This window comes from Campylobacter sp. BCW_4341 (assembly GCF_001764255.1).
Classification (GTDB): Bacteria; Campylobacterota; Campylobacteria; order Campylobacterales; family Campylobacteraceae; genus Campylobacter_D; species Campylobacter_D jejuni.
Map to the genome: position 1 here is coordinate 70,065 of NZ_MKAH01000032.1, position 25,570 is coordinate 95,634.

A 25,570-nucleotide genomic window follows, 5' to 3' on the forward strand; every position below is an offset into this window, starting at 1 on the left:
TTTGCTACAATTTTACATTAATTTCACTAAATGAAGGAAAATTTATGGATGAAGAATTAGAAAACGAAGAAACGAAAAAGAAAAAAGGCGGTTCACTTGTAATTATTATTGTTATTTTACTTTTTGTTTTACTTCTTAGTATTATGGGAGTGATTGCTTGGCTTATTTCAAGCAGTTCAAGTGATGAAAGCGAAGTCAAAGAAGCTCCAAAAGAAGAAGCAAAAGCCGATAAACCTAAAGTTTCAGCTCCTACCCAGCGAGGTAGTGATTTTGCCAATATAGGTCCTATGTTTCCACTTGATCCTTTTACCCTAAATTTACTTAGCGATAGCGGCTCAAGATATGTAAAATGCACTATAGAACTAGAACAAAATAGTGAACTTTTAAAACCTGAACTTGACAAAAAAGTTCCAGTGATCCGTGATATTATTATTCGTACATTAACAGCTAAAACTTTTGAAGAAGTAAGTACACAAAAAGGCAAAGAACGTTTAAAAGATGAGCTAGTTGGAAAAATCAATGAAATTTTAACCGATGGCTTTATTAAAAATGTTTATTTTACGGATTTTGTAGTTTCTTGATGCGTGTAGGCTGTGATATCATCGCCATTTCTAGGATAGAAAAAATTCATTCTAGACATGGCAAAAATTTTTTGGATAAATTTCTAAGCCCAAAAGAACAAATACTCATTAAAAATCCAGCAACTCTGGCAGGTCTTTGGGCTGCTAAAGAAGCCGCTAGCAAGGCTTTAGGTGTTGGAATTTGTGAATTATGCAGTTTTTTTGATATTGAAATATCAAAAGATGAAAAAAACGCGCCTAAATTAAAATATTCTCAAAAAATTACAAAAGATTTTAATATCACTCAAACTTCCCTAAGTATTTCTCATGATAATGGTTTTGCTATAGCCATAGTGGCTATAGTTTGATTATTTTCCTATAGTTTGCTTGTCTAAATTTCTTGAAAGTATGAAATCCACCACAGGTTGTTCTCTTTTGTTTGCTCTTTTGCAATGATCTTTTTGAAAAAAATCTGTGATTTTTATAACAATCCTTGCCCATTTTTTGCGATTTCTTTCACGCCACGCATGAGAAGAAACGCTCTCCCAAGCATAGCCATTAAATAAGCTTGCATTTACAAAATGATCTAAGGCTCTAACACCCTGTCTTGCTCGTGCAGTATTAAAAAAAGTTCCTATAATCACAATAAAAAGATATCCTAAAACTGCTAAAGGTACTATCGCACAAAGCAGAATAGTCCCTGCTAATTTTTCTTTTAAGCTTCCTTTTAAGGTGCGTTTTACACGACGACGAAAATTGGCGCGAATTTTAGTTCTAACTCTTTTCATAGCTTTCTTTTGCTAAATTTTATCCTCATACCATTAGCCGAACGCACTGTTAAACGCCCTACTACATCAGGTACAAAACCTTCTTCAAGTTCTAATTTGTAAGTTTTTAAAATATTAGCCAAAATCAAAATCGCTTCTTGCATAGCAAAACCTTGTCCTATACAAATTCTTTCCCCTACCCCAAAAGGCAAATAAGCATCTTTTTTGTATTCTCCTTCAAAACGAGAAGGATTAAATCCATGCGGATTTGTCCAAAATTCTTCATGTCTGTGTATCAACCAAGGAGCAATCACCACCCCAGAACCTTTTTTAATAAGCTTATCTCTAACTTGGGTATCTTTTTTTGCCTCTCTTGCAAAAAACCCAACAGGAGGATAAAGTCTTAAAGATTCTTTAAAAATATTTGTTAAGTATTTAAACTGTCTTAGATGCGAAATTTCAATGACTCCACCCTGTAAAACCTGAGTAATCTCCTCGTAAGCTTTTTCTTGCTCCTTAGGATAAAGACTAAGCAAATAAAGCGTCCATGTCAAAGAACTTGCTGTGGTTTCATGTCCTGCTAAAAAAAGCATAGCCACTTGATCTAAAATTTCCTCAAAAGAAAAACGCTTATTTGTATCAGCATCCACTACTAAAAGCAAAGATCCTAAAATATCTTCAAATTCTGCATTATCTGCCATATCATATCTTGGTTTTATGATATCACTTAAAACCTGTCTGATCACATCTCCGGCCTTAGCACGCTTACGATCTCCTAACACATAAGAAAGCCATTTTGGAAAACGAAACATACGACGCATGGCTGTATGCACGCTTTGCTCTTGAAAAGTCACAAATGCGTTTAAGATTTTTTTACCTTTTTCCTCATCGAGTTTTGAAGACATAATAGTGCGAAAAATCACATCAGCGGTAATAAAAGTCATAGCTTCATCTACTTCGATAACAGCATGATTTGGATACTTGCTAAAACGATCCATCATATCTGCCACAGCTTCACTCATAAGATTAAACACTTTATTGATACGAGTCATTTCAAAACTTGGACGCAAAAGCTCTCTTTGTTTTTTCCAAACTTCACCATTTGTAGTAAAAATACTCTCCCCTAAAAGCGGACTTAAAAGCTCATGCAAAAATGCACTTTTAGGAAATTCTCTAACCTCATCAACCATCATTCTTTTAACTTCTTTAGTGTCATTTATGACATAAAGATCAAAATTTGGCATCTTCACATAGCCTGTTTGCATTTTATAACTACGCTCATAAAGCCCATCAAGCCAAGATCTACGCTTTAACAAAAAAGTTAAAAGTGTAGAAGCTTTATTTTTATAAGGTTTTGGAAAAAAGGGACATTCACTCATATTTTTACCTTTTCTTCTAAAAATTTAGGCATTATGATGAAAGAAAAAAAATCATAATCACCTTTAACACTAATACTATAAAGATATAAAAAGTGCGCTTTGTTTTTATCTCTTTTTATTTTTTTATACTCATGTTTTTCATATAAAGTGTGAAATTTAGTACTTAAAAATGGGGGTGTAAATTTAGCATTTACACCACTCGTGCGGAAAAAATCCACTTGAGGAAAACATGCTCCATCAATAATCGATGTGTAATCATACCATTTTAAATCAAACCTTGAAACAAATTCAAGCTTCTTTCTAAATTCATCTGCTTTTTTTTGATAACTCACTAAAGGTATACATTCTCCTAAAGTAAGAATTTTTAATTTACGAAGTAAAGATAAATCTAAATTTTGTCTCAAAATACACTCCAAAACTTCTATACAAACTATAGTTCCAACACTATGTGCTACTAAAATAAGCTCATAATCTTGTTTGCTTTCGTTTTGTTTTAGCTTCTCTACTATAGCATTTGCAAAAAGCTTGATTCTTTCTTGCATAGTGCCTGTTTTTTTATCTTGCCAAGTAGCACAAAAAGCACAAATTCTTGCTATCCAAAATACAGCTAATTTCTTACCTAATTTAAATAAAAAATGATTTAGTAAAAATCCTAAAAAACATCCTATAATGATAGCTAAAGAAAAATGCATATAATTTTGCAAAAAAGCAAAACTTCCAAAAGCTAAAACCAAAGAAAATAGTAAAGAAAATAACACATAAAAAAAAGGATAATAACCTGTGATAAGTTGATAAATCGACTCTTTGCCAAATTTGATAAAAAGCCCTGTGATAGTATAAATTCTAAAAAAACTATAACAATCTGCTAAGGCATCTTTATAATTTTCTGACCAATTTTTCTTAACAATATCATTCCATGTTAAAAAATGATATTTAGTTTGCACTCCCTCGCAAGAAATTTTAAAAAAAGGAAATTGCTCATTTTTTTCAATTTTACTTAAATCAGCTTCAATGTTAAAAGCATGAGAATAATCTTTTAGGTTTTTTTTAAATAAATCATAATAAAATCTATAACTTTTAGGATCATATCCTGCTATATAAAATACTTCCCTATTCATACAATATTTCTTTTTACTTTTAATTATAACAACTTTGCTTTAAAAGCTCTCTTAATCAAAGCTTTTTAGTCTTATTTGTCTAAAAAGAAATTTTTGTAAAAATTGCCGTTGAATTGATTAGTTTGTAAAAGGTATTTCTTAAAATTACATGCCAAAATAGGATTGGGTTTATAAGCATGAGCTTCACGCCAAAAAAATTGAAGCTTCTTTGGATAAGATAAGCCTTCAAAATCATAAAAAGCATTGCCACAAACCTTAGTCGGACAGCCTTCTAAAATAGCACTAAGGCCTACTGTTGAATTTATAGTAATACAACCTAAAGCCTTTCTTAAAAGAACTGGCAAGTGGGTATCATGAACATATAAAACCCTTCCTTCTACATGATATTTTTGACTTAAATCATTTATGAGTTTAGAATAATTCTTATAACCCCTATCCATGGGATGGTGTTTAAAAACTAGATAAGATTTAGCTCTTGCATGGTTTGCAAAAGAAAGTATGGTTTCCTCTATAAAGTGCTCTATGCTTTTTTTGTAATGATATTTAATTTGCGTATCGCTATAAACTTGTAAAATCGCCAAAAAGTACTTTTTTTCTAAATTATAAATCTTTTCATTTAGTTTTTTTTCTGTAATCTTGTAAAGATATTTTCTGTATAAAGATCTAAACCAAAATAAAAATTCAAAAGGATATAAAGTGCGATGATGAAGTTTGTTGTTAAAAAATGGGGCCAAAATAAAAGCAAACAACCAATACAAAAAGGCATCAAAAGCCATAAATTTAAATCCACCTGGAATTTCTTTTATGCTTTCTTTGGTAAAAATATTTTGAGAAAGATAAAAATTTTTATCACGCGGTAAAGAAGAATTTGCATTCACCCCATCTTTTTCCAAAGTAATACAATAAGGCCTTAAATATCCTTCTTCAAAAATCCATATTTCAACTCCTAATTCTTTAGCCACTTTAATAGCCTTAGCATGGATAATACGACAATCATTATACATTAAAATAGCATCGATTTTTTTGCTTTGAAAAAAATCTCTATAGAAATTTTCAAGATCTTTTTCATCGCACTTACACCTCGTTCCACTAGGATAGAAAAAAAAATCTCCACCGTTAAAATTGAGTTTAAAAACTTTGGTTTGTTTTTTTTTCATTTTTATTGCAAGAAGGTGAAAAAAATTTCCCACAGGTCCTTGCAAGAGTAAAACATTTTTACCGCTAAATTCTTTTTTAATTTTAGTGCTAAATCTCATTTCTTTGCTAAAAATTCATAAAATCTTCTTATTTTTCTAAGTATAAAAGTTTTAAAATCTATTGCCAATTTTATATATTTTTTTGAAAAATAAGCTTTTTGTAAATTTAGCATTATATCTAAACAAACTTCAATTTCACATAAAGTTTTTGTTTTAGGATTTATATATCTTGGATATGTGATCAAAGCACCTGCTACAAGCTCTTCTAGGCTTAGTTTTCTTGTTCTTCTTTCGCATCTATATTTATCTTTTGTTAAACCCCAGCCCGCATAAAAAGGCATGCCATAAGTAAAAACTTTTTTAGCTCTTAAAAGAGCATCAAAACCACTTGTAGAAGTAATAGTGTGAATTTCATCAGCAATTTTTATAGCACTATCAATACTGCAATCTTTTACAATCTCATCACAAAATTCCAAGATGAGTGTTTCATCTTTTAAACCTACACGGTTGCCGCTTAACACATCAGGATGGGGTTTAAAGATGATATAAGCATCTTGATTTTTAGAACGTACCTCCTTAAGCAAATCAAGAGTAGATAAGCCAAAACCTCCTAAAATCATCGAAGCATCATCTTCAACTTGAGCGGGGATTAAAATAACCTTTTGTCCTATTTTGGCATTGATTTTTAAGTCTTCATGCTTTAAACCATTATATTTTGAAAAGCGGTTCTCAAGTAAGGTTTTTATAATATTTTTTGCCCTATTTAGCATATTTTTATCAAAAATTTCATTTTGCAAAAGTTCTTCTAATTTGCTTACTTTATTTGGATCTATGTAAAGTCCTTTATCATCAACGATTAAAGAAAAAGGGCGCGTAAGATCAGAACCTAGTGAAATTGAGCGGATAAAACCATCTTCCACAAAAGAAACTTTAGGGGTAAAACTAGTTAAATTTTGCTCTTTTGCCTTTACTAAAAGCAAATTTTTAAGAGTATTTTCATCATATTTTTTACCCCAAATAAAGAATTTATCATCTTCTTTAAGCTTGTATCTAGCTAAAGATTTAATAGAATTTAAAAAAATAATTTCATTATTTTTAGCCTTAAAAAAAGGCTTGATAAAATACCTTTTCCATAAGGTAAAGCCTAGCATAAAAAGTCTATTAGAATTTGCCTTTTCTATATCTTTATATTTTGCTAAAGTTTGAATAGTATCAAAAATATTACTTTTTTGATTTAAATAAGGATTAAAATACTCGCTATAAAGTATATAAGCAGCATAGAAAACTTCTTCTAAACTTCTTTTTTGCATCCTTCTTTTACACTCTAATTTATCTTTTGTTAGACCCCAACCTGCATAAAATGGCATGCCATAACAAACACACTCGCATTCTTGTATCAAAGCTTCAAAACCCATACCAGAAGTTTTAGTATAAACCTTATCAAAAAACTCAAGCAAGGCTATGGGATTAAAATTTTCACTGATTAAAATACATTCTTTAGGTAAGGAATTTATATCTAAATCACTTTGTTTTTTACCACTTAAAACATCAGGATGGATTTTTATATAAATTTTAGAATCAGGATTTTCTTTTATGGCATCTTTTATCATATCGACAGTTTTAAAATCTTTAGCAAGCCCAAATTCAAGAGAGGCATCATTAGCCGTTTGAGCAATAATTAAAACACGTTTTTCATCTTTTTGAAAATAATCATCTGGGATATCAAGATTGTTATTATACTTGCTAATTTTATATTTTTTGATAAGCTCTATAGCTTTTTTAGCTTGCTTGATTTCTTCACCTTTAAATTCATAAGTATTTAAAAGATTTTCAAGTTTTGAAGGCATTGTTGCATCATAATAAATGCCTATATCATCTTTAACCATAGAAAAACTTGGGCTATTTTCAACCCCTAAGTTTAATGAGCGGATAAATCCATCTTCTAAAAGTATGAATTTAGTATTATATTTTTTAGCTAAATTCATAGCTTTTAAACCTGATTTTTTACGTCCCCAGCCAAAGAAAAGATCATCTTTGTTGATTTTTAAATTTTTCTTATATAAAAAAATGGTATAAAAATTTTTAACATTAGTGATAAGTTTTTTTGATGTTGAGTAATACTTCATAAATATTTCTTTTAAAAATATTTTTAAAAGAATTATAACAAATTTTTTATATCAAAAATTCAATTCTATAATTTTTATCAAAATTCAGAAAAAATATTTATATTTTTATTTTTTTGATATCTCAACCAATAACCCGCCATCATCGAAGAAATTAAAACAGTTAAAATAAGTGTTGTAAAAAAACTTACATTAATAATCTGATAATAATAGGCAACACTCGCTAAAACTATTCCTGGGCCACCTCTAGCATTCATAGTAATTGCAAAATTAATTCTTGAAATATTAGAAATTTTAACAAAATTTAATCCTATATAACAACCTAAAAATTTCAATAAACACGCAAGAATTAGGAAGAATATAAACATGTTAAAAGAAAATTCATGCATAATATTTAATTGAATACCGATTAAAGCAAAATAAATAGGAATAAAAAATGAAAAAGCCATATCTGAAATACCGTTAACTTTTTCTCTTAATTCTTGATGATTATTTAAAATATTTTTTATTAAAAAACCTACAAGAAATGAAGTATACATAGGGTTGATATGAATCATATTTAAAAAAGCTATAGATAAAAATAACACAACAAAGCTTAAAGTAAAAAAATCAATTGTACTCATGCGAAAAGAAATTTTTTCAAAGAAATGAGAAATTACCTTCACAGCTATAAATAAAAATAAAGTAAGAAAAGCGGTTTTAAGATTGCTCATTAAAGTTAAATCTTGATTTGTTGCGGCATTAATAGTAATATTTAGTAAAATCCATAAAAACAAATCTTGTATTGTTGAAGTGGTTAAAACTATGCTTGCAAATCTTGTTTTAATCACTCCTATATCAAAAAATATTTTTGATATCACAGGTATAGAAGTTACAGCAATGGCTATTAAAAAAACCAAATCAAAAGATAAATCATTCCCCTTTATTCCAATAAAACTTTCTTTAAAATAATCAATAAAAAAATATCCCACACCAGCAGATAAAAAAGTACCACCTAAAAATAAAGTAGAAATAATCTTAATATTTTGTTTTTCAAAACTAATTTGCGTATTAAACCCTGCAATAAACATTAAAAATATCAAACCTAATTGATAAAAAATATTTAATATCTTCCCTTGCTCGTTAAATCCATTAAAGATATCTGTAAGTAAATCAGGAGCAAAAATATACAAACCACTTGCCCCCAAAACAAAACCACCAAAAATTTCACCAATTACTTTTGGGGCTTTAAATAAAGTAAATAATTTTCCAAAAACAAAAGAAGAAAATAATAAAACTCCTAAAGATAAAAATATAATACTAATATTCTCAGGACTTAAAGATTCAAATTTCATATTGCTTTCTTAAAGAATGATTTTTTCATTATTGATTTCATCTTGTATTAAATTTAAAATCTTAACACATTCTTCTACATAGTGTCCTACAGCTGTTTCTTCAGAAAGTTGCACACCAAAAACTCCACTTTTTGCGATATTATATAAATCATCAATTTCTGCAATAGTAGGAATGGGTTTTTCTTCCATATTTTTTAAAATTTGTGTAGCTAAAAATACTTTAATTGCATTATGATGTGCCATTTCTACAATATAATTTTGAAAACGTGGAATTTTTTCTATACCAATTTCTGTGGATAAATCTCCTCTATCAATTAAAATATATTCTACTTCTTGCAAAATACTGTATAAATTATTTACTGCTTCTAAAGTTTCAATTTTAGAAATAATCTTAGTATTTGAATGAAGCACTTGTTTTAATTCTTGTATATCACTTGCTTTTCTTACAAAAGAAGCTCCTACATAAGCTATATCAAACTCATTGCAAAGCTTTATAAGTTCCTTGTCTTTTTCAAATAAAAAAGGAATATTATCATGCAAATTTCTTACATGCATACCCTTATTATTTAAAAGCAATCCTGTGCTTTTAGATGTAAATATAATTTCTTTATCGTTAACTTCTTTTACAATAAATAAAAACACACTATCATTTGCATAAACCTCCATACCTGGTTTAACAAGCTTATAAAATTCTTTATAGTTAAATTGATCAATTTTTAAAGAAAAATCCTTATCTTTTTCTACTTGAATAGCTTCGCTAATCCCTGAAGTTCTAATTTTATTTCCTGGCAAATCAATCAAAATATCAATATCAGCTTTTTGTTTTCTTAAATTAATAATAGTATTTTTAATACTCTCTATATCTCCATGAGCTCCATTGATTCTATAAATAAATTTATCTTGATGAATTTGATTAAGATTTATCTTTCCACCTAAACTAGGACCTGTTGTTAAAATAAGCTTCTTCATTATCAATCCTTTAATCAATAAAAATATTTTCTCTACCTAAAGCAAGTATACTAGCAGAAATTTCTGAACGCATCATAAGTTCGCTAGGAATTTTACCCTCGCTTAAATCCTTTCTAATTTGCGTACCACTAATTGCAATTCTATGTTCTTTATAATGTGCACAATTTTTTTCACTCACAATTTTTTGACATTTAGAACAATAATAAGGTTCTTTTAAAAGTAAAAAATCTATACCTAAATCATAACGCATTGATAGATCTTTAGCCAACTTTTGCGCCTCGTAAATTCCGTAATAATCTCCCACTCCCGCATGATCTCTACCAATGATAAAATGGGTACAACCCATATTTCTTCTAAGTAAAGCATGAAAAATAGCTTCTTTAGGACCCGCATAACGCATAGCAGTTTGTAAACCTTGAATATAAACTCTATCTTTAGGATAAAACTTATCAAACATAGTTTTATAAGCACTCATCACTGCTGCTTCGGTAAAATCTCCTTGCTTTTTCCAGCCTGTTAGAGGATTAATAAACAAAGCATCGCAAATTTCAAGCGCAATTCTTTGCAAATGTTCATGAGCTCTATGAATAGGATTTCTTGTTTGAAAACCCACTATGGTCTTAATATCAGCATTAAAAACATCTTTTAAAATATTTTTATATAAAGAATCTTTATAAAATTCTTCTTTAAGTTCTATTTTTCCACCAACACGCAAAGAAGAGCGTTTTTTTTCTTTTATAATACCAGGATGTTTTTCATCTTTAGTTTGAAAAATTTCATAAAGATCCTGATCTTGAACGCAAAATTTATCTTCGATTTGAATATTTCCTATAAATTTGTCTTGATAATATAGATCTTGCTTTTGTCCCACATAAATATCTTTAAAATCATCCACTTCTAAAGTAATAGGCAAGGTCCATATTTCACCATTTAAAAGTTGCATTTCATAAATTACTTTTTTATATTCTTCATAATTCATAAAACCTTGCAAAGGATAAAACACACCGCTAGCAAAATATTTTAAATCTAGGAAATTTTCATGGGTAACTTGTAACATTTATTCGCGCTTTGAATTATCAAAATTTTGAGAAAGCGCTGTTAAAATAAGGCAAACTTTATCATCAAGTGCTGTCATTTGAGTATTGTCAATCACTAAATCAGCTTTTGGTTCATCATACGGAATATCTACACCCACGACATTTGAAATTTCACCCTTTAAAGCTTGGGTATATAAATTCTTTTTATCACGTCTTTTCAACTCTTCAAATTCACATTTTATATAAATTTCAAAATAATTTTTTAAATATTTGCGGTTATACTCATAAATTTCATTCCACATAGAAATCGCACTTACGATAACTATCATTCCTTGATTACTTAAAAAACGAGCAAAATCGGATCGTTTAAAGGATACATCCATACGACCTTTTTTATCATAGGAAAAACATCCCAAAAGCTCTCTTAACTCATCTCCATCAAGATAGATAACATTGTCATATTTCTCTTTTAATTTTCTATACAATGCTTGTGCTATATAACTTTTACCACTTCCTGCTAAACCTGTAAGCCAAATAGTTAAATTATATTTCATTACACATCTGCTCAAATTTTTGATAATATTTCCATTGTTTTAAATATTCAGGATAATTCTCATTAACATAAATTAAATCTTGATCTAAAATTTTTTTTAATCTATGTCTTAAATCTTTTTTGTTTTTTAGATAATTAAGAATTTTATCCTCTGTTATTAAATGATCCCTAATTTTTTTCTCATGCTTCTCTAGTGCATTTATATAGTTATTGAGATATTTTTTACTAGCTAAAAATAACTCTTGATTATTTATAAGTATATCATATTTTTCATTTAAAATTAATAAGATAATATTATCAAACATAAGTTTTTTATCATCAAAAATTTTTGAGGTTATATCTGAAAAACCATCTTTATTTGAATGAATTTGATGTGTTGTAATGATAATATCAACTTCATTCTCCAAAGAAGAAATACTATCATCCTGATCAATACTTATCAAATCGGAGGGATGTAGACGCAATATTATCGGTAGATATATCAGATCACCCTGATTTCTATTAACTCTACCACTAAACGGGATAAGATCGCTTGGGGGAATAAAGTCATATTTATTAGCCAATTTAACAAAAGAATCAAAAGCTGTTTTTTTATCGATATCTAAAAAATTAATGCACTCAATTTTATTAATATGATTAAATTTTTTTATTATATTCAAACGCCTTTGTGTTGTAAAAAATAATCCATTTTCAGCATCAAGAATAACTCTTTCAATAGAACTAATTTCGGGAATATGCTTTTCTAAATCTGAATAATAATAATCAATATTAGGGAAAAGATTGCAAAATGGAGTCTTTAAAGAAAGTATTTTTATTCCATCATTAACATTCTCAATAGTCTTATCGCTTATATGATTAATCATATGCTTAATTACCGATATAGGATCCCTAACTACAAAAAATATTATTTTAATATTTGGTAATAATGCATAAAATTTTTCACAAAATTGATTTATATGTGTAGAAGCAGTAATTAAAAGATGATTGGTGTCTGTCTTTTTGTTTTTTTGAAGTTCACAATGATGAAAAAATATATTTCTATAATCTTCCCAAAATGTAGTATAAGTTTTGAAACAAGAAAGTTGAAAAAATAATAACATCGCCATAGATCCACTGCCAGAATTAGCCAAAAATAAAAATCTATATTCATTTAAAGGTATATTTAAACTCCAAAACAAATCGGAAGATAATTTTTGAGATTGAACATTATTGTAATCTAATAAAGGAGGGAATGGATGTTGATTCTTTTTATATCTTTTATTAAATTTATTAGACAAAAACCATTTCTTTATCATTTCCAAATGATTTAGTGTATAATTAAAATTTTGAAAAATAACTTTTAATGCTGGTATATAATTTTTATGCAAATCTAAAATAATTTTCAAATTACCCAAATTACACATGAATAAATTTTTATTTTCAGCGAGTATAGTATAAATATTTTCTTCAAACTTTTTAGAAAGATCTAAAATTTCTTTTATTATTTTATAATCTTTTTTAGTTTGTTCTATATTTTTAAAAAGAAAAAAATACCCATCTTTAAACTTATTCATATCAGCCTTGATTAAAACTTCTCCTAGCATATAAGATAAATGAAATTTATATCTCAGGGATTCACTATAATCAGGACATGTTTCCAAACTTGGATATTTAAGTTGAGGAAAGATTTGTATGGTTTGTTGATAAATTTGTTGTTCTTTTTTATGTTGTTTTTTAATTTTATAAAGTTTTTTAAATAATGCTATATACCCCCCCCCTCCATTTTGTTTAAAATCAATCATAGCTTGACCCAGTTTATAGGCTAAATGATTTTTTATTCTTTCTATAGCTGAGTTTGGGTTATACATAGGGTTTCTCCTTTAAAAATGGCTTTGGTTGATTGTAAAATTATAATAATCCTCAGGCACGCCAATATCTATAAAATAATCATCAAAAATTTCAGCTCTAGCCTTTAGTTTTTCATAATTTTCTTGTAAAAACTCTTCAAAAGAAAATTTTTTCTCTAAATCAAATTCATTAAAAATATCTTTAGTTAAAAGATAAATTCCACCATTAATCAAACCCTGTGTTTTAAATATTTTTTCCTCAAAGGAAATCACAAAACCTTGCTCATTAACATTTACTGTGCCATATCTATCAAAATCATTCATTTGTTTTAAAGCGAGGCAAATTCTACTTTCATTTAGTTTTAATTTACTTAAATCTATGTCAAAAAAAGTATCGCCATTTAAAACATAAACCTCGTTTTTTATAAATTTCAAAGCCTCTTTTATAGCTCCACCCGTTCCTAAAAGCTCTTTTTCGATGCTGTATTTTATTTTTATATCCAAAAACTCATCTTTAAAATATTTTTGTATTACCTCATACTTGTATGATACTGCTAAGATAACTTCTTTTATGCCTTGTTTTTTAAGATACTCAAAAATAAATTCTAAAAAAGGCTTGTGATTTATCAGCGCCATAGGTTTTGGAATGTCCTTTATAACGCTTTTAAGTCTTGTTCCTAAGCCGCCACAAAGTATTATTGCTTGCAAGAAAAACCCTTGCCAAAAAGCTCTTCTTCGACAATAGCACAAATAATATGCCCTATTAAAATATGTGCTTCTTGAATTCTTGGCGTGCAAGTTGAAGGCACTTTTATACAATAATCACAAAGCTCATTCATAGCCCCGCCACTAGCTCCACTTAAGCCTATGCTTATAATTTCTTTTTGCTTGCAAAGCTCTAGAGCTTTTAAGATATTTTTACTATTTCCACTTGTTGAAATGCTTATAAAAATATCTCCCTTAACACCTTGAGCTTGCACTTGTCTAGCAAATAAATTTTCATAACCATAATCGTTGCCAATAGCAGTTAAAATACTTGTATCTGTAGTAAGTGCAATACTTGCGATCCCTGGTCTATCAAAATAAAACCTACTTACAAATTCCCCTGCAATATGCTGTGCATCAGCTGCGCTACCACCATTTCCTGCAAGCAAAGTTTTGTTACCATTTTTATAAGCTTTTATGACTTCTAATGAAGCATTTTTAATAAGAGTTATTAAATTTTCATCTTTTAAAATTTGCTCTTTTACTAGAATCGATTCTTGAAAATGTTCTTTTATATAAGAATTTAAATTCTCCATGATTTAACTCCCTCTTTTGTAAATGAAAAATCTTGCACATAACCTTGCTCTTTACTTAAAGCTTTGATTAGGTTGTATTTTTTAGTAGGATCTACAAAGAAAAACATAAATCCACCTGCTCCTGCTCCACTAGTTTTGCCACTATAAGCTCCATTTTGCATAGCTAAATGATAAATTCTTTCAAGTTCGTCATTACTAACAATTTCAGAAATGATTTTTTTTGACTGCCAAGATTTTCCTAAAATTTGCGCCAAAGTATCAAAATCCGCCTTAAACAAAGCTTCTTTCATCTTTATAGCATCTTGTTTTATGGCATGCATAGCTTCGAGAGATTTTTCATCTCCAAGTTTTCCTTTTTTATGCTCTTCTATATCTTTTGCTTCTCTTGTGATATTTGTAAAATAAAGCACAGTTCTAGCTTCAAGCTCACTAGCTATCCAGTTTTTAATACGCAAAGGATTAACAATCACTCTTTTATTATCATAAAATTCCATAAAATTAAAGCCACCAAAAGTTGCGGCATATTGATCTTGTGCTCCGCCTACTATGCCTAAATCTTCTCTTTCTATCTCATAAGCAAGTTTAGCGATTTCATATTCCCCTAAAGGTAGATTAAGCCATTCTGAAAAAGCCTTTATAACTCCTACAACCAAAGTTGAGCTTCCGCCCAAACCACTACCACTTGGTACATCTGAGTATGTATGTAAAGAAAAACTCAAAGGTTTTTTTGTAAAATCTTTTACAATACGATTATAAATGCTCTTAAAAATATCTAATTTTCCATCATTTTCTAAACACTCTTTGCTTTCATACTCAGAGTAAGAATTTGTATCAGGAGAATCAAAAATGATTTTTCCATCTTCTCTTTCGATCAAAGTACAATGTATGTATAAAGATATAGTCGCATTTAAAACATAACCTGTGTATTTATCGCAATATAAATTTATATCAGTCCCCCCGCCTGCTAAACCAAGGCGAAGAGGAGTTTGCGTGCGTATGGTTTTCATCTATTTAAAGGAATCCTTCCTTTTTTTATCTCATCTCTCCAATGATTTAATAGATCCTTAAACATTTTTCTAGCTGAAATTTCTGGCTTCCAGTTGATAAAATTTTTGATTTTTGTGTTATCAAACATTTGATAATCCGCATCAATAGGGCGTAATCTTTCTTCATCTTGTTCTATTTTTATATCTTTTCTTGTAGAAAAAGATAAAAGAATTTCTATAACTTCAGGGAGCTTAAAAGCCTCTTCTCCTGCTATATTAAAAGCTTCCCCACAAGGAACTTTTCCTTTTTCACTTTCAAGAGAAAGTAGATAATAAGCCCTTATAGCATCTCTGGCATCTTGAAAGGTTCTTACGCTTGAGAGATTTCCAACCTTGATAATAGGCTCTTGATAACCCGCTTCAATCAATGCGATTTGTTTTGCAACTGTACTTTCAAAAAACACATCACTTCTTCTTGGACCGCTATGAGTTCCCATTCTAGTAACAAAAGTGCGAATCCCATAAGCTTCGCCATAAAATCTTCCCAAATAATCAGCGCCAATTTTGCTTATGCTATAAGGACTTGCACCATGAAAAGTTGTATCTTCATTTAGCTTAACACCTGCTTGTGCTCTACCATAAACTTCACTAGAAGAACAAATATGTACTACCGGATCGTATCCATCTTTTTGTCTTAATAATCTTATATTTTCCAAAATATTTGCTGTTCCTATTATGTTGGTTTGTAAAGTTTCTATAGGTATATCAAAAGAAGTTTTTGGGTAAGACTGTGCGGCCAAATGAAAGATCACATCCGGTCTTTTGCTCTCAAAAAGTTTTTGAATACTTGAATAATCATTTAAATCTGCATAAAAAATGCTAATTCTATCTTTTTTATTTATCCTATCACTTAAATGATAGATATTGTCCATAGGTTCTTGCCAACGCATCATACCTATAACATCATAGTCTGTGTTTTCTAACAAAAAATCTGCCATTTGCGAGCCAACTTGCCCTGTAAATCCTGTAATTAACACTGTTTTTTTCATGATTTTTCCTATTGTCTTATATTTTGCTCTTTTAAATACCATTCATACATCATCTTAATGCCATCTTCAAGCTTAGTTTTTGCCTTCCAGCCTAGAGAATTAATCCTCTTACAACTTCCTAATTTTTTCATTGTTCCATCTGGTTTATTGATGTTAAAAACTAAATTACCACGATATTTGACAATGCGTTTCACAAGTTCTGCTAAATCTTTAATACTTATATCTTTGCCTGAGCCTATATTTATATGTGTATTTCTAATTTCAACTTCATTATTTTCATATAAATCATTGAAATTTACTTTTTCCATGACATACACACAAGCATCAGCCATATCATCAGCGTGTAAAAATTCTCTCATAGCCTTCCCACTACCCCAAATTTCAACTGAATTTTCTGTAATACCAAATCTATTTAAGTAATTTTTAACTTCATTTTCATCATTGAAATTTAATAAATATTGTACTTTAGCAACGCCTTCTTCTTGCAATACTTTAGCTAAGTGCATTTTTCTTATAAAGGCTGGTAAAACATGCGATGTTTCTAAATTAAAATTATCATTTGCTCCATATAAACTACAAGGCATAACTGAAATAAAATTAGTCTTATACTGTAAATTATAACTTTCGCACATTTTAAGACCTGCTATTTTAGCTATGGCATAAGGTTCATTTGTGTATTCTAATTTACTTGTTAAAAGATATTCTTCTTTTATGGGTTGCGGACATTCTCTAGGATAAATACAAGCAGTCCCTAAAAATAATAACTTTTTAACTCCATTTAAATAAGATTGATGAATAACATTGTTTTGTATCATTAAATTTTGGTAAATAAAATCCGCTCTATAGGTATTATTTGCTCCAATTCCACCAACTTTTGCTGCGGATAAAAAAACATATTCTGGCTTTTCTTTTACAAAAAAATCAGCCACAGCTTTTTGATTTGTCAAATCAAGCTCCGAATGAGTTCTAAAAATTAAATTACTATAACCTTTATTTTGTAAATTTTTTACAATTGCCGAACCTGTTAAACCTCTATGTCCTGCTATATAAATTTTAGAATCTTTAAGCATTGCAAACCCTTTGTATAGAATTTGCAAAACTACGAATATTATTTGCAAAAAGAGACTTGATATTTGTAAAGATGAAGTATTCAAAGTTTAATACCCCCCCCCCATCTAATCGAGCTGTTATTATTATTCTGAGTTTCTTGATTATTTTTATACCATTCATACATCATTTGAATTCCTTTTTCTAAATCAATTTTATGTTTCCAGCCTAAAGAATGAATTTTTGAGCAATCTGTAAATTTCTGCATTGCACCATCTGGACGATTTAAATTAAAAACTAAATTTCCCTTAAATCCTACTATATTTTTGATTAATTCTGCTAATTCTTTAATAGTGATATTCTTATGCGGACCTATATTTAAATGAGTGTTGATAATCTCAGTATTACCACCTTTTAAATCTTTAAAATCTATATTATTCATAATAAACAAGCAAGCGTTTGCTAAATCTTGACTATGTAGAAATTCTCTTGTTGGTTTTCCACTACCCCAAATTTCAACATTATCCTTATCTACGCCAAATTTTTTTAAATAATTCTTAGCTTCTTCAATGGAATCAAATTTTAAATCATTTAATAAGTCCTCGTATCGCTTTTCATTTAAAAGCTTGGCTAAATGCATTTTTCTTAAAATTCCAGGCAATACATGAGATTTTTCAAGATCAAATTTGTCATTATTACCATATAAATTTGTAGGAGTGATTGCTATAAAATTTGTATTGTATTGCAAATTATAACTTTCACAAAGCATCAAGCCTGAAATTTTAGCGATTGCATAAGGTTTGTTAGTATACTCAAGATCTCCACTTAACATTTGCTCTTCATTAGTTGGCAATGTTGCATTTTTAGGATAAACCGTAGTTGAAGCTATGAAAAGTAGTTTTTTTACTTTATGTAAATAAGCATTATGAATAACATTGCACTCTATCATTAAATTTTGATAAATAAAATCAGCACGATAAGTATTATTAGCTAGAATTCCACCCGCTTTAGCTGCTGCTAAAATAACATATTCTGGCTTTTCTCTCTCAAAAAAATCAGCCACAGCTTTTTGATTTGTTAAATCGAGCTCAAAGTGAGTTTTAAAAACAAGATTTTTATAACCTTGTTGCTTAAGTTCATTAAGTATAGCACTACCAACAAGACCACTATGACCCGCAATATAAATTTTAGAATCTTTTTGCATCATTTATCCTTACTCATCGCTAAAATATCACGCTCTGAAAGGATAGGAGAATTTGTTGGCCAATCTATACCAATTCTTTCATCATTCCATGCATAAGTAAATTGATCATGTGCATCCATATATTCTCCTAAATAAGCACATTTATAGTAATACACTGCACTTTCACTACTAACATAATGAGCGTTTCCAAAACCTGCTGGAACTAAAATGATTTGCTGATTATCTTGATTTATGATGAATCTTTCATGCTTCAAATAAGTTGATGAATCTTTTCTGCAATCAACCACAACTTGATGCACTTCTCCATAGACACAAGTAGCTAACTTATAAGTTTTTACATCACCATGGATACCGCGGATAACATTATGTTTAGAATGTATGAATTTATCGTGTATAAATTTTAATCCATTTGGCAAAAGATTATCTATAGCTTCACTTGTAAAAGCTGTCCAAATTTCACCTCTTAAATCTCTAAATTTATTAGGAGTTATAATATACACTCCTTTTAAAATTTTTGATTCTTGTATGTCAAATTCTATTGCCATTATTTTCCTTTATATTTTTCTTTTATAACTTTAGCTAAATCAATAGACCTTTTAATACACACATCCATATTATAATACTCCCATTCACCAAAACGACCATGAGAAATTAAATCGATAGAATTAAGATAATCGATCGCTTTTTGTTTTGATTTAGAATAATTTAAATCAAAAAATACGTATGCATACTCTGTAACATTATAGTCAAGTGGTTTTTTTAAAAATGGTATTTTTTGTCCTTCTTGCACTAGCTTATTATAAGAAATCTCACCTATAGCTTCTGTGGTGCAAAATTTTCCCTTTGGTTGAACTATGGAACCTGTATTAGAAATCCTATGAAAACCTATGCTTGGATCTGGAATATAACCCCAAGTAATATCTAAACTTCCATCTGTCTCCCAAAAAATATTTGTAACTTTATTGTATTTGAGTTTTTTAAAATAATTTAAAACCTCAACAGGGATATCTTTCAAAATTTTAGGAATAAAATCTAAAGGACTTGTGTTTATCAATATATCATATTTTTTTTCACCATTAACAAGCCATTGGTCATTTTCCTTTTTAATCTCCCTTACTTCATAATTTGTAAGAATATTAACACCCTCTCCTATAGCCTCTATAAAAGTATTTTGATTATTTGTTTTTGGATAATAAAAAGCAACATGAGACATTTTATCAGTTGCTTTACCAATCAATGACTTATAAAAACTCTCTTTTGTTGGAACTGGGAGTTTCATTTGCTTTTCATCCTCTATCCATACATTGTCCATATTTTTTGGCTCAATGCCCCAAATTTTAGTATTATAAGGTATAAAATACTCTTGTGCTAAAGTTGGACCAAAGTGATTTATAAACCATTCTTCAAGATTATTTCCTTTTTCATACGATGCACTAAACATTTCTTTTGTAATCTGAAAAGCTAAATCTGTGTTAAAACTATCAATTTCTTTAATGGAAAATTCTATAGGGTATGAAACCCAATTTTCTTTAAATAAAATTTCAGCTTTTCTAGGTAAGTAATTCCATTTATCTTTACTTAATACAGTGTTAAAAACAAAATCCAAAACATCGTTAAATTTAGAATTAAAACAATGACCACCGTTAACATGATAAGGCTTACCATCTACATCTTTTGTCCTAGCAATACCACCTATAACATCAGATTTTTCCAAAACTTCAATTTCAAAATCATCCTTTAGAAGTCTTGCAATAGACATGCCTGATATGCCGGCACCTATAATTCCTATTTTCATTTTTTTCCTTTATTGTTCTTAAAATACTTAATTATTTTGTATAATTTCATTGGGAATTTAATATAAGCTAAAAAACGCCTTTCTTTACTCGCTTCTATAAAAGCTTTCCCTATTTGATAGCTTAAATGAGTTTTGCATCTGCATTGTGCTTGTGATTGCAAAATATTATTATACTGAACTTTAAAAATTTCAAATTTATCTACATATGTTTTTATAAACTTAACATCATTTGCACCATATAAAAAATCTATCTCCATATTTTTAATTTTATCAATAATAATACAAGCAACCGAAAATAAATAGGGGAATTTAAAAATATAATCAACTTTTAAAAATTCAGGCATTACATAAGAATAAAATAATCCACCACCATATGGTTGTGGATTTTCTTGAAATAAAATATACATAAACAAATCTTTTTCATGATTATTAAGAAAGATATTTTCTAAAATAAAATCTGCTTTACTATATTTTTTCTGCAAAAGTAAATTATATAAAAGTAAAATTTTGTTTGCTATATTATTAGGGTCTAACTTTAAAGTTTCTTCTAAAAAAGCTTGTTGTTCAGAAAGCGGATGTTTTAATTCTTTACTTAGTAAATATAAATGTAGATAAGAAAAAGCTTGCTGAAGATGATGAAACTGAATAGTCGAAACGTAAGAAGAAATAATTTTCAACTGCTCTTCTTTGGAATAAATTTCATACAAAGACAATAATTTACTTTCCCTTGTGAGTATATTAGCTAAATTAGAAAAACCTGATCTTCCTGAAGTATAAATTTCCAGAGACATAGAAAGCAATATAAGCTCAAATAAAGTTTGTTGCTTTCTTGAGAAATTATGATTTGTAAAATCATCAACAATAAAAATATTGCTCAAATTTAAACTAAAAAAACAATATTCCTTCAATTGTCTAATACTATCCAAATCATCTCCAAAAATTACAATTGAATAATCTTTATTTTTTTGTTGGATAACATCCAAAACTAAATGAATTGGCACAGCTTTTCTAACACCAAATCTTGCAACCATTCTATCATCATAAACAAAACCACCACTTCTAAGATGAATTGATATAAAGTTATCACCCAATTGATTACTAACATGCATAGCAAATCGTAAAGAATCTTTAGCATCATCGCAAAAATCTAAAGTTAATTTTTGCCATATCTTTCTCAATTCACTATGATATTCTCTAGTATCAATTTCAGGAAATAAAATGGATAAGTCAAATTGAGTGCTTGACCATCCCCAAGAATACTGAGGGTCTTTAACAAATTCTGTCAAATGATATACATGATCCTTTAAAAACATTCCTTCACTTTGAATAAATAACTCCCCTTCATTAGTTTTTAATTTATTTGCATAAGAATATTCTTTGATAAATTGTTTAGAAAATAATTCTTCCTCTGTAAATAAATCGCTACCCTCTCTTATAATATTTCTTGCTAACAACTCCTCCTTTGACCATCTATAAAAATATTCTGGCCATATATATCCAAATTTTAAACCGACTTTAGAGCTAAGATAGATAGCATTCAAAAAATTTAGCATTCGTTCCCCAAATGCATCACTTCTAGCCGCCACAATTAATTTATCTTGCATACATAACCTCTCATAAAATATTAGCAATCTCCAAAGCTCTATCCAAAGCTTGATCCATATTATAGTATTTAAAATCTGCCAATCGACCAACCGGATAAAGATTTTTAACAAACCTCGACTCTTGTTTATATTTTTCATAAATATAGCTACTATCTTGTGTCATTACAGGATAATACGGCTCATGCCCTTTTTCTTTATTATATTCCAAAGAATACTCCAAGGCATAACTAGTTCCTTGAGCTTTTTGATGTGGTAACTTCTTATATTCCGTAATTCTAGTATAGCACTCAAAAGGATAAGCTACAACAGGAAATGGTTGTTTACTTTCTATATTTTCATGTCTCCATTCAAATTCTAATGTTCTATATGGTAATTTTCCGTATTTATAACCAAACAACTCGTCAAGAGCGCCTGTATAAATAACAGGAATAGTAATTTTATTTCCATATAAGCTTATATTATTTCCAATAATCCTGAGACTATCCAAAGCATCTTTATTTAAAACAACTTTAATATTTTTATGTTGTAATAAATTTTTAAAAAAGTAACTATAACTTATTTTTGGCATAATCTGAAATTTATCATCAAAATACCCGTTTTCATAAGAAAGATTCAATGGAACTCTCTGAAATATACTAACATCAATCTTATCTAAAGGTATTCCCCATTGTTTTGATGTATAAGGTTTGTAATCTTTCTCAAACAAAAAATTAGCATATACTTTAATTAAATCACATTTAGAATTTAATGCCTCAAATACTGTAATCTTTTTTCTTTCACCAAATTCTTCTTTTATTTTTTGCTTTAAAAATTTAGACTCATCCTTATTATAAAAAGTATCAATAGTATGAAAATTAAAAGGAACTGAAACTATTTTATCATCAATCTTAGCTCCGCAAACTAATTTATAATCAATCCACTCAGAATATTTTAATACAAAATCATATAAATATCTTTTAGATGTATGGAAGGTATGTGGTCCATATTTATGCACCAATATTCCATATTCGTCTACATAATCATACATATTTCCACCAATATGATTGCGCCGCTCCCATATTGTAACATTATTTCCTTTTTCTGCTAAAATTCTTGCTATGGTAGCTCCAGTAATACCCGATCCAATAACTAAAATATCCATTTTAAAGCTCTTTTAAAAAATTATTTAAACCTTCCTGTAAGGAAATTTTTGGTTTCCAATTTGGCAAACGCATTAACTTAGATGATGATTTACTAGAAATAGGTTCCATGATTTCATTGGGAGAATATTCACGAGCACCCCATTTAATATTTATTTTTCTTTTTGTATATTGTTCAAATAAATTAGCTAATTCTTTTAAAGTATATCTTGTATTTTCTAAAGTATAAATTTGATTATTGATAATCTTTTTCTCAATGCACATTGATATTAAAATATCAAAGCCATCAATAACATCATCTATATGAGTTATATCAATCTTTTGCTCCCCAGGACTCATATCTAAAATTTCTTCATTCAATGATATTTTTTTCCAAAAATTAAAAATTTTAGGCCTTATATCATTATTTCCATAATTATCATAGATCATTAAATTTACAATATCAAAATAAGAAGAATAAAAATTTGTTAAATCCATAAAAGCTTGCTTTGTTGCATCATATAAAGTCTTGGGTTTATAATGAATACTATTAGCGAATTGACTAAAAGTAACAGTATTAATAAAAAAACCAATTTTTAATTGCACAAAGATATCTAACAATTCTAAACCAAATAAAATATTAGAATTAAATAATTTTTTTACATCAGATGGAGAGTGTTTAGAAAAATATAAAGCAGCCAAATGAACAACCCCTTGTATATTTTCTTTTTGCAAAAACAGCAATAATTTATCAATATCTTCATCATAAGTATAAACCACACACTTATCTTTAATATTACTTATATCACTATTTTTTCTTACCAATGCAATAATATCATATTTATTATGATATTTTCTAATAAAATTTGATCCTATAAAACCCGTTCCCCCGGTAATTAAAATTTTCATATTTCTATCCCTATAAAATTTTTATCTATATATTGTCTATCTAAATCTTTTCTCGATATATTCCCGATCTCTAAAGGCCATTTTATCCCCCCCCCTCATAATTCTCAAATACATTGTGTCTATTTCTTTGATAAAAGTTATTTGTTGATATTATTGCTTTATCAAAAGGATTTATACCCCTATCAGCACTCGAATTAAATTCTTGAGTCACAAGATATAAGATTTCAGCCTCATCACTTAAAACTTGAAAACCATGTGCAAATCCTTCTGGTATATAAAGATATTTGTTATTTACTTCATTAAGCTCTATACTAAAATATTGTAAAAAAGTAGGAGAATTTTTTCTTATATCTATTGCTACATCTAAAATCGATCCCTTAAGACATCTTACAATTTTTGTTTCACAAAATGGCGGTATTTGATAATGCATTCCTCTAATAGAACCCTTTCCTATCGTTTTGGAATGATTTATCTGAATTATAGGTTTTTTCATCCCTATTTCTTCGAAATCATTGGCACAAAAATAACGTTCAAAATAACCTCTTTCATCACAGATAGGTTTAGGTTCAATAATATACACACCTTCGATACAAGCTTTCATAAAATTAAATCTGCTCATTATTACAACCCTTCAATAATTTTTTTTAATTGTTTAACGCTTATAAGTTCCTTTTTATTATAAAAACTTTTATACCACTCTATTGTCATTTTAATACTTTCTTCAGCTGTTAACAATGAATTCCAAGATAACATTTTTTTTGCCTTTGAGGTATCTAGCATTAATAAATTTGCCTCATGTGGAGCATTTAAATCAACCTTGTGCTGATAAGAAATTTTATCCCAAAAATTTTTTGCTATTTTCAATACTTCCTCCACTCTTAAATTTCCACTTACTTCTGGCCCAAAATTAAAACTTGTAGCAAACTCGGTATGTCCTTGTAATAATTTTGTCCCGAGTAATAAATAACCATATAAAGGTTCAAGGACATGTTGCCAAGGACGAGTTGATTTTGGATTTCTAATTTCAACTATTTTATTGCCAATACAAGCTTTAATAATATCAGGTATCAACCTATCCTCGCTCCAATCACCGCCACCAATTACATTTCCAGCCCTAGCAGAAGCAATTAATATTTGATGCTTACTACCAAAATCATTAGCATTAAAAAAACTCTGTCTCATAGAATCAATAACAAGCTCGGCACAAGCTTTGCTAGCACTATAAGGATCATAACCACCCAAAGTATCACTCTCTCTATATCCCCAAAACCATTCTTTATTTTTATAAACTTTATCAGTAGTTATTAACACAATTGCCTTTAAATTTTTAAGCTTTCTAGAAATGTTTAAAATATTTAATGTGCCAATTGTATTTGTTTGAAAAGTATTATAAGGATCTTGATAGCTTTTTCTTACTAGTGGTTGAGCCGCCAAGTGAAAAATAATCTCTGGATCGCTATTTATCAAAGCTTTTTCTAACTTTATCGCATCATTAATATCTGAAAAATAACTATTTTCATAAAGTCTTTCACCGCCAAGAAGGTCAAAATGATTAATCTTGGCATTTGGTTGCAAAGAATAACCATCAACCTTAGCACCAAGATTATGCAACCATAAACCCAACCAAGAACCTTTAAAACCCGTATGACCCGTAAGAAAAACTTTTGTATTTTCATAGATTTTAAACAACATAGC

25 protein-coding genes are annotated in these 25,570 nt (G+C 28.7%); 2 read left to right on the forward strand and 23 right to left on the reverse strand.

The window, feature by feature from the left end; translation table 11 throughout:
• Positions 1-44 precede the first annotated feature (44 nt).
• The gene (fliL, locus tag AJN70_RS04910; protein WP_070295550.1) at positions 45-581 is read left to right on the forward strand and encodes a flagellar basal body-associated protein FliL; all 537 of its coding nucleotides are present in this window, start codon (positions 45-47) and stop codon (positions 579-581) included.
• A complete protein-coding gene (gene acpS, locus AJN70_RS04915; protein WP_002825806.1) occupies positions 581-928 on the forward strand; it encodes a holo-ACP synthase in 348 nt (115 codons plus the stop codon). The genes fliL and acpS overlap by 1 nt, the downstream gene beginning before the upstream one ends.
• Here the strand turns inward: acpS and AJN70_RS04920 are convergent, their stop codons facing one another.
• The 23 genes from AJN70_RS04920 to rfbG all read right to left on the reverse strand — a co-directional run bounded on the left by AJN70_RS04920 (position 929) and on the right by rfbG (position 25,567).
• Positions 929-1,348 carry a hypothetical protein gene (locus tag AJN70_RS04920; RefSeq protein ID WP_002862076.1) on the reverse strand — a complete coding sequence of 140 codons (420 nt, stop codon included), beginning with the start codon at positions 1,346-1,348 and terminating at the stop codon, positions 929-931.
• A complete protein-coding gene (locus AJN70_RS04925) occupies positions 1,345-2,706 on the reverse strand; it encodes a cytochrome P450 (RefSeq protein WP_070295551.1) in 1,362 nt (453 codons plus the stop codon). Before AJN70_RS04925 ends, AJN70_RS04920 begins: the two co-directional genes overlap by 4 nt.
• The gene (locus AJN70_RS04930) at positions 2,703-3,824 is read right to left on the reverse strand and encodes a DUF829 domain-containing protein (protein ID WP_070243144.1); all 1,122 of its coding nucleotides are present in this window, start codon (positions 3,822-3,824) and stop codon (positions 2,703-2,705) included. Before AJN70_RS04930 ends, AJN70_RS04925 begins: the two co-directional genes overlap by 4 nt.
• 71 nt (positions 3,825-3,895) lie before the next feature.
• Entirely contained in the window at positions 3,896-5,080 is a 1,185-nt protein-coding gene (kpsS, locus tag AJN70_RS04935) for a capsule polysaccharide modification protein KpsS (RefSeq protein ID WP_022552397.1), read from the reverse strand.
• Entirely contained in the window at positions 5,077-7,146 is a 2,070-nt protein-coding gene (locus AJN70_RS04940; RefSeq protein WP_070243145.1) for a capsular polysaccharide biosynthesis protein, read from the reverse strand. Before AJN70_RS04940 ends, kpsS begins: the two co-directional genes overlap by 4 nt.
• Before the next feature lie 77 nt (positions 7,147-7,223).
• Positions 7,224-8,477: a cation:proton antiporter gene (locus AJN70_RS04945; RefSeq protein WP_022552399.1), complete on the reverse strand. Its 1,254-nt coding sequence runs from the start codon at positions 8,475-8,477 to the stop codon at positions 7,224-7,226.
• Between the two features lie 9 nt (positions 8,478-8,486).
• Complete coding sequence (locus AJN70_RS04950; RefSeq protein ID WP_022552400.1) at positions 8,487-9,446, reverse strand: pyruvate kinase; 960 nt, start codon at positions 9,444-9,446, stop codon at positions 8,487-8,489.
• Between the two features lie 10 nt (positions 9,447-9,456).
• Positions 9,457-10,503: a sulfate adenylyltransferase gene (locus tag AJN70_RS04955; RefSeq protein WP_070243146.1), complete on the reverse strand. Its 1,047-nt coding sequence runs from the start codon at positions 10,501-10,503 to the stop codon at positions 9,457-9,459.
• Positions 10,504-11,037, reverse strand: a complete 534-nt coding sequence (locus AJN70_RS04960; RefSeq protein WP_070243147.1) for an adenylyl-sulfate kinase — start codon at positions 11,035-11,037, stop codon at positions 10,504-10,506.
• Positions 11,027-12,883 carry a DUF2972 domain-containing protein gene (locus AJN70_RS04965; protein ID WP_070295552.1) on the reverse strand — a complete coding sequence of 619 codons (1,857 nt, stop codon included), beginning with the start codon at positions 12,881-12,883 and terminating at the stop codon, positions 11,027-11,029. The genes AJN70_RS04960 and AJN70_RS04965 overlap by 11 nt, the downstream gene beginning before the upstream one ends.
• Positions 12,884-12,895: 12 nt before the next feature.
• Positions 12,896-13,570 (reverse strand): nucleotidyltransferase family protein, encoded by a 675-nt coding sequence (locus AJN70_RS04970; protein ID WP_070243149.1) that lies wholly within the window; start codon positions 13,568-13,570, stop codon positions 12,896-12,898.
• Entirely contained in the window at positions 13,558-14,163 is a 606-nt protein-coding gene (gene gmhA2, locus AJN70_RS04975; RefSeq protein WP_070243150.1) for a D-sedoheptulose 7-phosphate isomerase, read from the reverse strand. The genes AJN70_RS04970 and gmhA2 overlap by 13 nt, the downstream gene beginning before the upstream one ends.
• The gene (gene hddA / locus AJN70_RS04980) at positions 14,151-15,170 is read right to left on the reverse strand and encodes a D-glycero-D-manno-heptose 7-phosphate kinase (protein WP_070295553.1); all 1,020 of its coding nucleotides are present in this window, start codon (positions 15,168-15,170) and stop codon (positions 14,151-14,153) included. Before hddA ends, gmhA2 begins: the two co-directional genes overlap by 13 nt.
• Positions 15,167-16,198, reverse strand: a complete 1,032-nt coding sequence (locus tag AJN70_RS04985; RefSeq protein WP_070295554.1) for a GDP-mannose 4,6-dehydratase — start codon at positions 16,196-16,198, stop codon at positions 15,167-15,169. The genes hddA and AJN70_RS04985 overlap by 4 nt, the downstream gene beginning before the upstream one ends.
• Before the next feature lie 8 nt (positions 16,199-16,206).
• Positions 16,207-17,268: a GDP-L-fucose synthase family protein gene (locus AJN70_RS04990; protein ID WP_070295555.1), complete on the reverse strand. Its 1,062-nt coding sequence runs from the start codon at positions 17,266-17,268 to the stop codon at positions 16,207-16,209.
• A gap of 80 nt (positions 17,269-17,348) precedes the next feature.
• The gene (locus tag AJN70_RS04995; RefSeq protein WP_070295556.1) at positions 17,349-18,449 is read right to left on the reverse strand and encodes a GDP-L-fucose synthase family protein; all 1,101 of its coding nucleotides are present in this window, start codon (positions 18,447-18,449) and stop codon (positions 17,349-17,351) included.
• On the reverse strand, positions 18,449-18,994 hold the full coding sequence (locus AJN70_RS05000) for a dTDP-4-dehydrorhamnose 3,5-epimerase family protein (protein WP_022552409.1): 546 nt from the start codon (positions 18,992-18,994) through the stop codon (positions 18,449-18,451). Before AJN70_RS05000 ends, AJN70_RS04995 begins: the two co-directional genes overlap by 1 nt.
• Positions 18,994-20,244, reverse strand: a complete 1,251-nt coding sequence (locus AJN70_RS05005) for a protoporphyrinogen/coproporphyrinogen oxidase (protein ID WP_070243154.1) — start codon at positions 20,242-20,244, stop codon at positions 18,994-18,996. Before AJN70_RS05005 ends, AJN70_RS05000 begins: the two co-directional genes overlap by 1 nt.
• Entirely contained in the window at positions 20,241-21,848 is a 1,608-nt protein-coding gene (locus AJN70_RS05010) for a sugar transferase (protein WP_070243155.1), read from the reverse strand. Before AJN70_RS05010 ends, AJN70_RS05005 begins: the two co-directional genes overlap by 4 nt.
• 10 nt (positions 21,849-21,858) lie before the next feature.
• Entirely contained in the window at positions 21,859-22,989 is a 1,131-nt protein-coding gene (gene glf / locus AJN70_RS05015; RefSeq protein ID WP_070243156.1) for a UDP-galactopyranose mutase, read from the reverse strand.
• Position 22,990: 1 nt separating this feature from the next.
• Positions 22,991-23,875 (reverse strand): NAD-dependent epimerase/dehydratase family protein, encoded by an 885-nt coding sequence (locus AJN70_RS05020; RefSeq protein WP_070243157.1) that lies wholly within the window; start codon positions 23,873-23,875, stop codon positions 22,991-22,993.
• A gap of 82 nt (positions 23,876-23,957) precedes the next feature.
• Positions 23,958-24,494, reverse strand: a complete 537-nt coding sequence (gene rfbC / locus AJN70_RS05025; RefSeq protein ID WP_261669733.1) for a dTDP-4-dehydrorhamnose 3,5-epimerase — start codon at positions 24,492-24,494, stop codon at positions 23,958-23,960.
• A 2-nt stretch (positions 24,495-24,496) separates the two neighbouring features.
• On the reverse strand, positions 24,497-25,567 hold the full coding sequence (gene rfbG / locus AJN70_RS05030) for a CDP-glucose 4,6-dehydratase (protein ID WP_070243159.1): 1,071 nt from the start codon (positions 25,565-25,567) through the stop codon (positions 24,497-24,499).
• Between the last annotated feature and the right edge of the window lie 3 nt (positions 25,568-25,570).

Coding starts and splice junctions, on each gene's coding strand:
- fliL (WP_070295550.1), top strand. CDS start 45: ATGGATGAAGAATTAGAAAACGAAGAAACGAAAAAGAAAAAAGGCGGT.
- AJN70_RS04920 (WP_002862076.1), bottom strand. CDS start 1,348: ATGAAAAGAGTTAGAACTAAAATTCGCGCCAATTTTCGTCGTCGTGTA.
- rfbC (WP_261669733.1), bottom strand. CDS start 24,494: ATGAGCAGATTTAATTTTATGAAAGCTTGTATCGAAGGTGTGTATATT.
- AJN70_RS04990 (WP_070295555.1), bottom strand. CDS start 17,268: ATGCTTAAAGATTCTAAAATTTATATAGCAGGACATAGAGGTTTAACA.
- kpsS (WP_022552397.1), bottom strand. CDS start 5,080: ATGAGATTTAGCACTAAAATTAAAAAAGAATTTAGCGGTAAAAATGTT.
- AJN70_RS04995 (WP_070295556.1), bottom strand. CDS start 18,449: ATGCAAAAAGATTCTAAAATTTATATTGCGGGTCATAGTGGTCTTGTT.
- AJN70_RS04930 (WP_070243144.1), bottom strand. CDS start 3,824: ATGAATAGGGAAGTATTTTATATAGCAGGATATGATCCTAAAAGTTAT.
- AJN70_RS04955 (WP_070243146.1), bottom strand. CDS start 10,503: ATGTTACAAGTTACCCATGAAAATTTCCTAGATTTAAAATATTTTGCT.
- AJN70_RS04950 (WP_022552400.1), bottom strand. CDS start 9,446: ATGAAGAAGCTTATTTTAACAACAGGTCCTAGTTTAGGTGGAAAGATA.
- AJN70_RS05005 (WP_070243154.1), bottom strand. CDS start 20,244: ATGAAAATAGGAATTATAGGTGCCGGCATATCAGGCATGTCTATTGCA.
- AJN70_RS04940 (WP_070243145.1), bottom strand. CDS start 7,146: ATGAAGTATTACTCAACATCAAAAAAACTTATCACTAATGTTAAAAAT.
- rfbG (WP_070243159.1), bottom strand. CDS start 25,567: ATGTTGTTTAAAATCTATGAAAATACAAAAGTTTTTCTTACGGGTCAT.
- acpS (WP_002825806.1), top strand. CDS start 581: ATGCGTGTAGGCTGTGATATCATCGCCATTTCTAGGATAGAAAAAATT.
- AJN70_RS04925 (WP_070295551.1), bottom strand. CDS start 2,706: ATGAGTGAATGTCCCTTTTTTCCAAAACCTTATAAAAATAAAGCTTCT.
- gmhA2 (WP_070243150.1), bottom strand. CDS start 14,163: ATGGAGAATTTAAATTCTTATATAAAAGAACATTTTCAAGAATCGATT.
- hddA (WP_070295553.1), bottom strand. CDS start 15,170: ATGAAAACCATACGCACGCAAACTCCTCTTCGCCTTGGTTTAGCAGGC.
- AJN70_RS04945 (WP_022552399.1), bottom strand. CDS start 8,477: ATGAAATTTGAATCTTTAAGTCCTGAGAATATTAGTATTATATTTTTA.
- AJN70_RS04960 (WP_070243147.1), bottom strand. CDS start 11,037: ATGAAATATAATTTAACTATTTGGCTTACAGGTTTAGCAGGAAGTGGT.
- glf (WP_070243156.1), bottom strand. CDS start 22,989: ATGGATATTTTAGTTATTGGATCGGGTATTACTGGAGCTACCATAGCA.
- AJN70_RS04965 (WP_070295552.1), bottom strand. CDS start 12,883: ATGTATAACCCAAACTCAGCTATAGAAAGAATAAAAAATCATTTAGCC.
- AJN70_RS05010 (WP_070243155.1), bottom strand. CDS start 21,848: ATGCAAGATAAATTAATTGTGGCGGCTAGAAGTGATGCATTTGGGGAA.
- AJN70_RS05020 (WP_070243157.1), bottom strand. CDS start 23,875: ATGAAAATTTTAATTACCGGGGGAACGGGTTTTATAGGATCAAATTTT.
- AJN70_RS04985 (WP_070295554.1), bottom strand. CDS start 16,198: ATGAAAAAAACAGTGTTAATTACAGGATTTACAGGGCAAGTTGGCTCG.
- AJN70_RS05000 (WP_022552409.1), bottom strand. CDS start 18,994: ATGGCAATAGAATTTGACATACAAGAATCAAAAATTTTAAAAGGAGTG.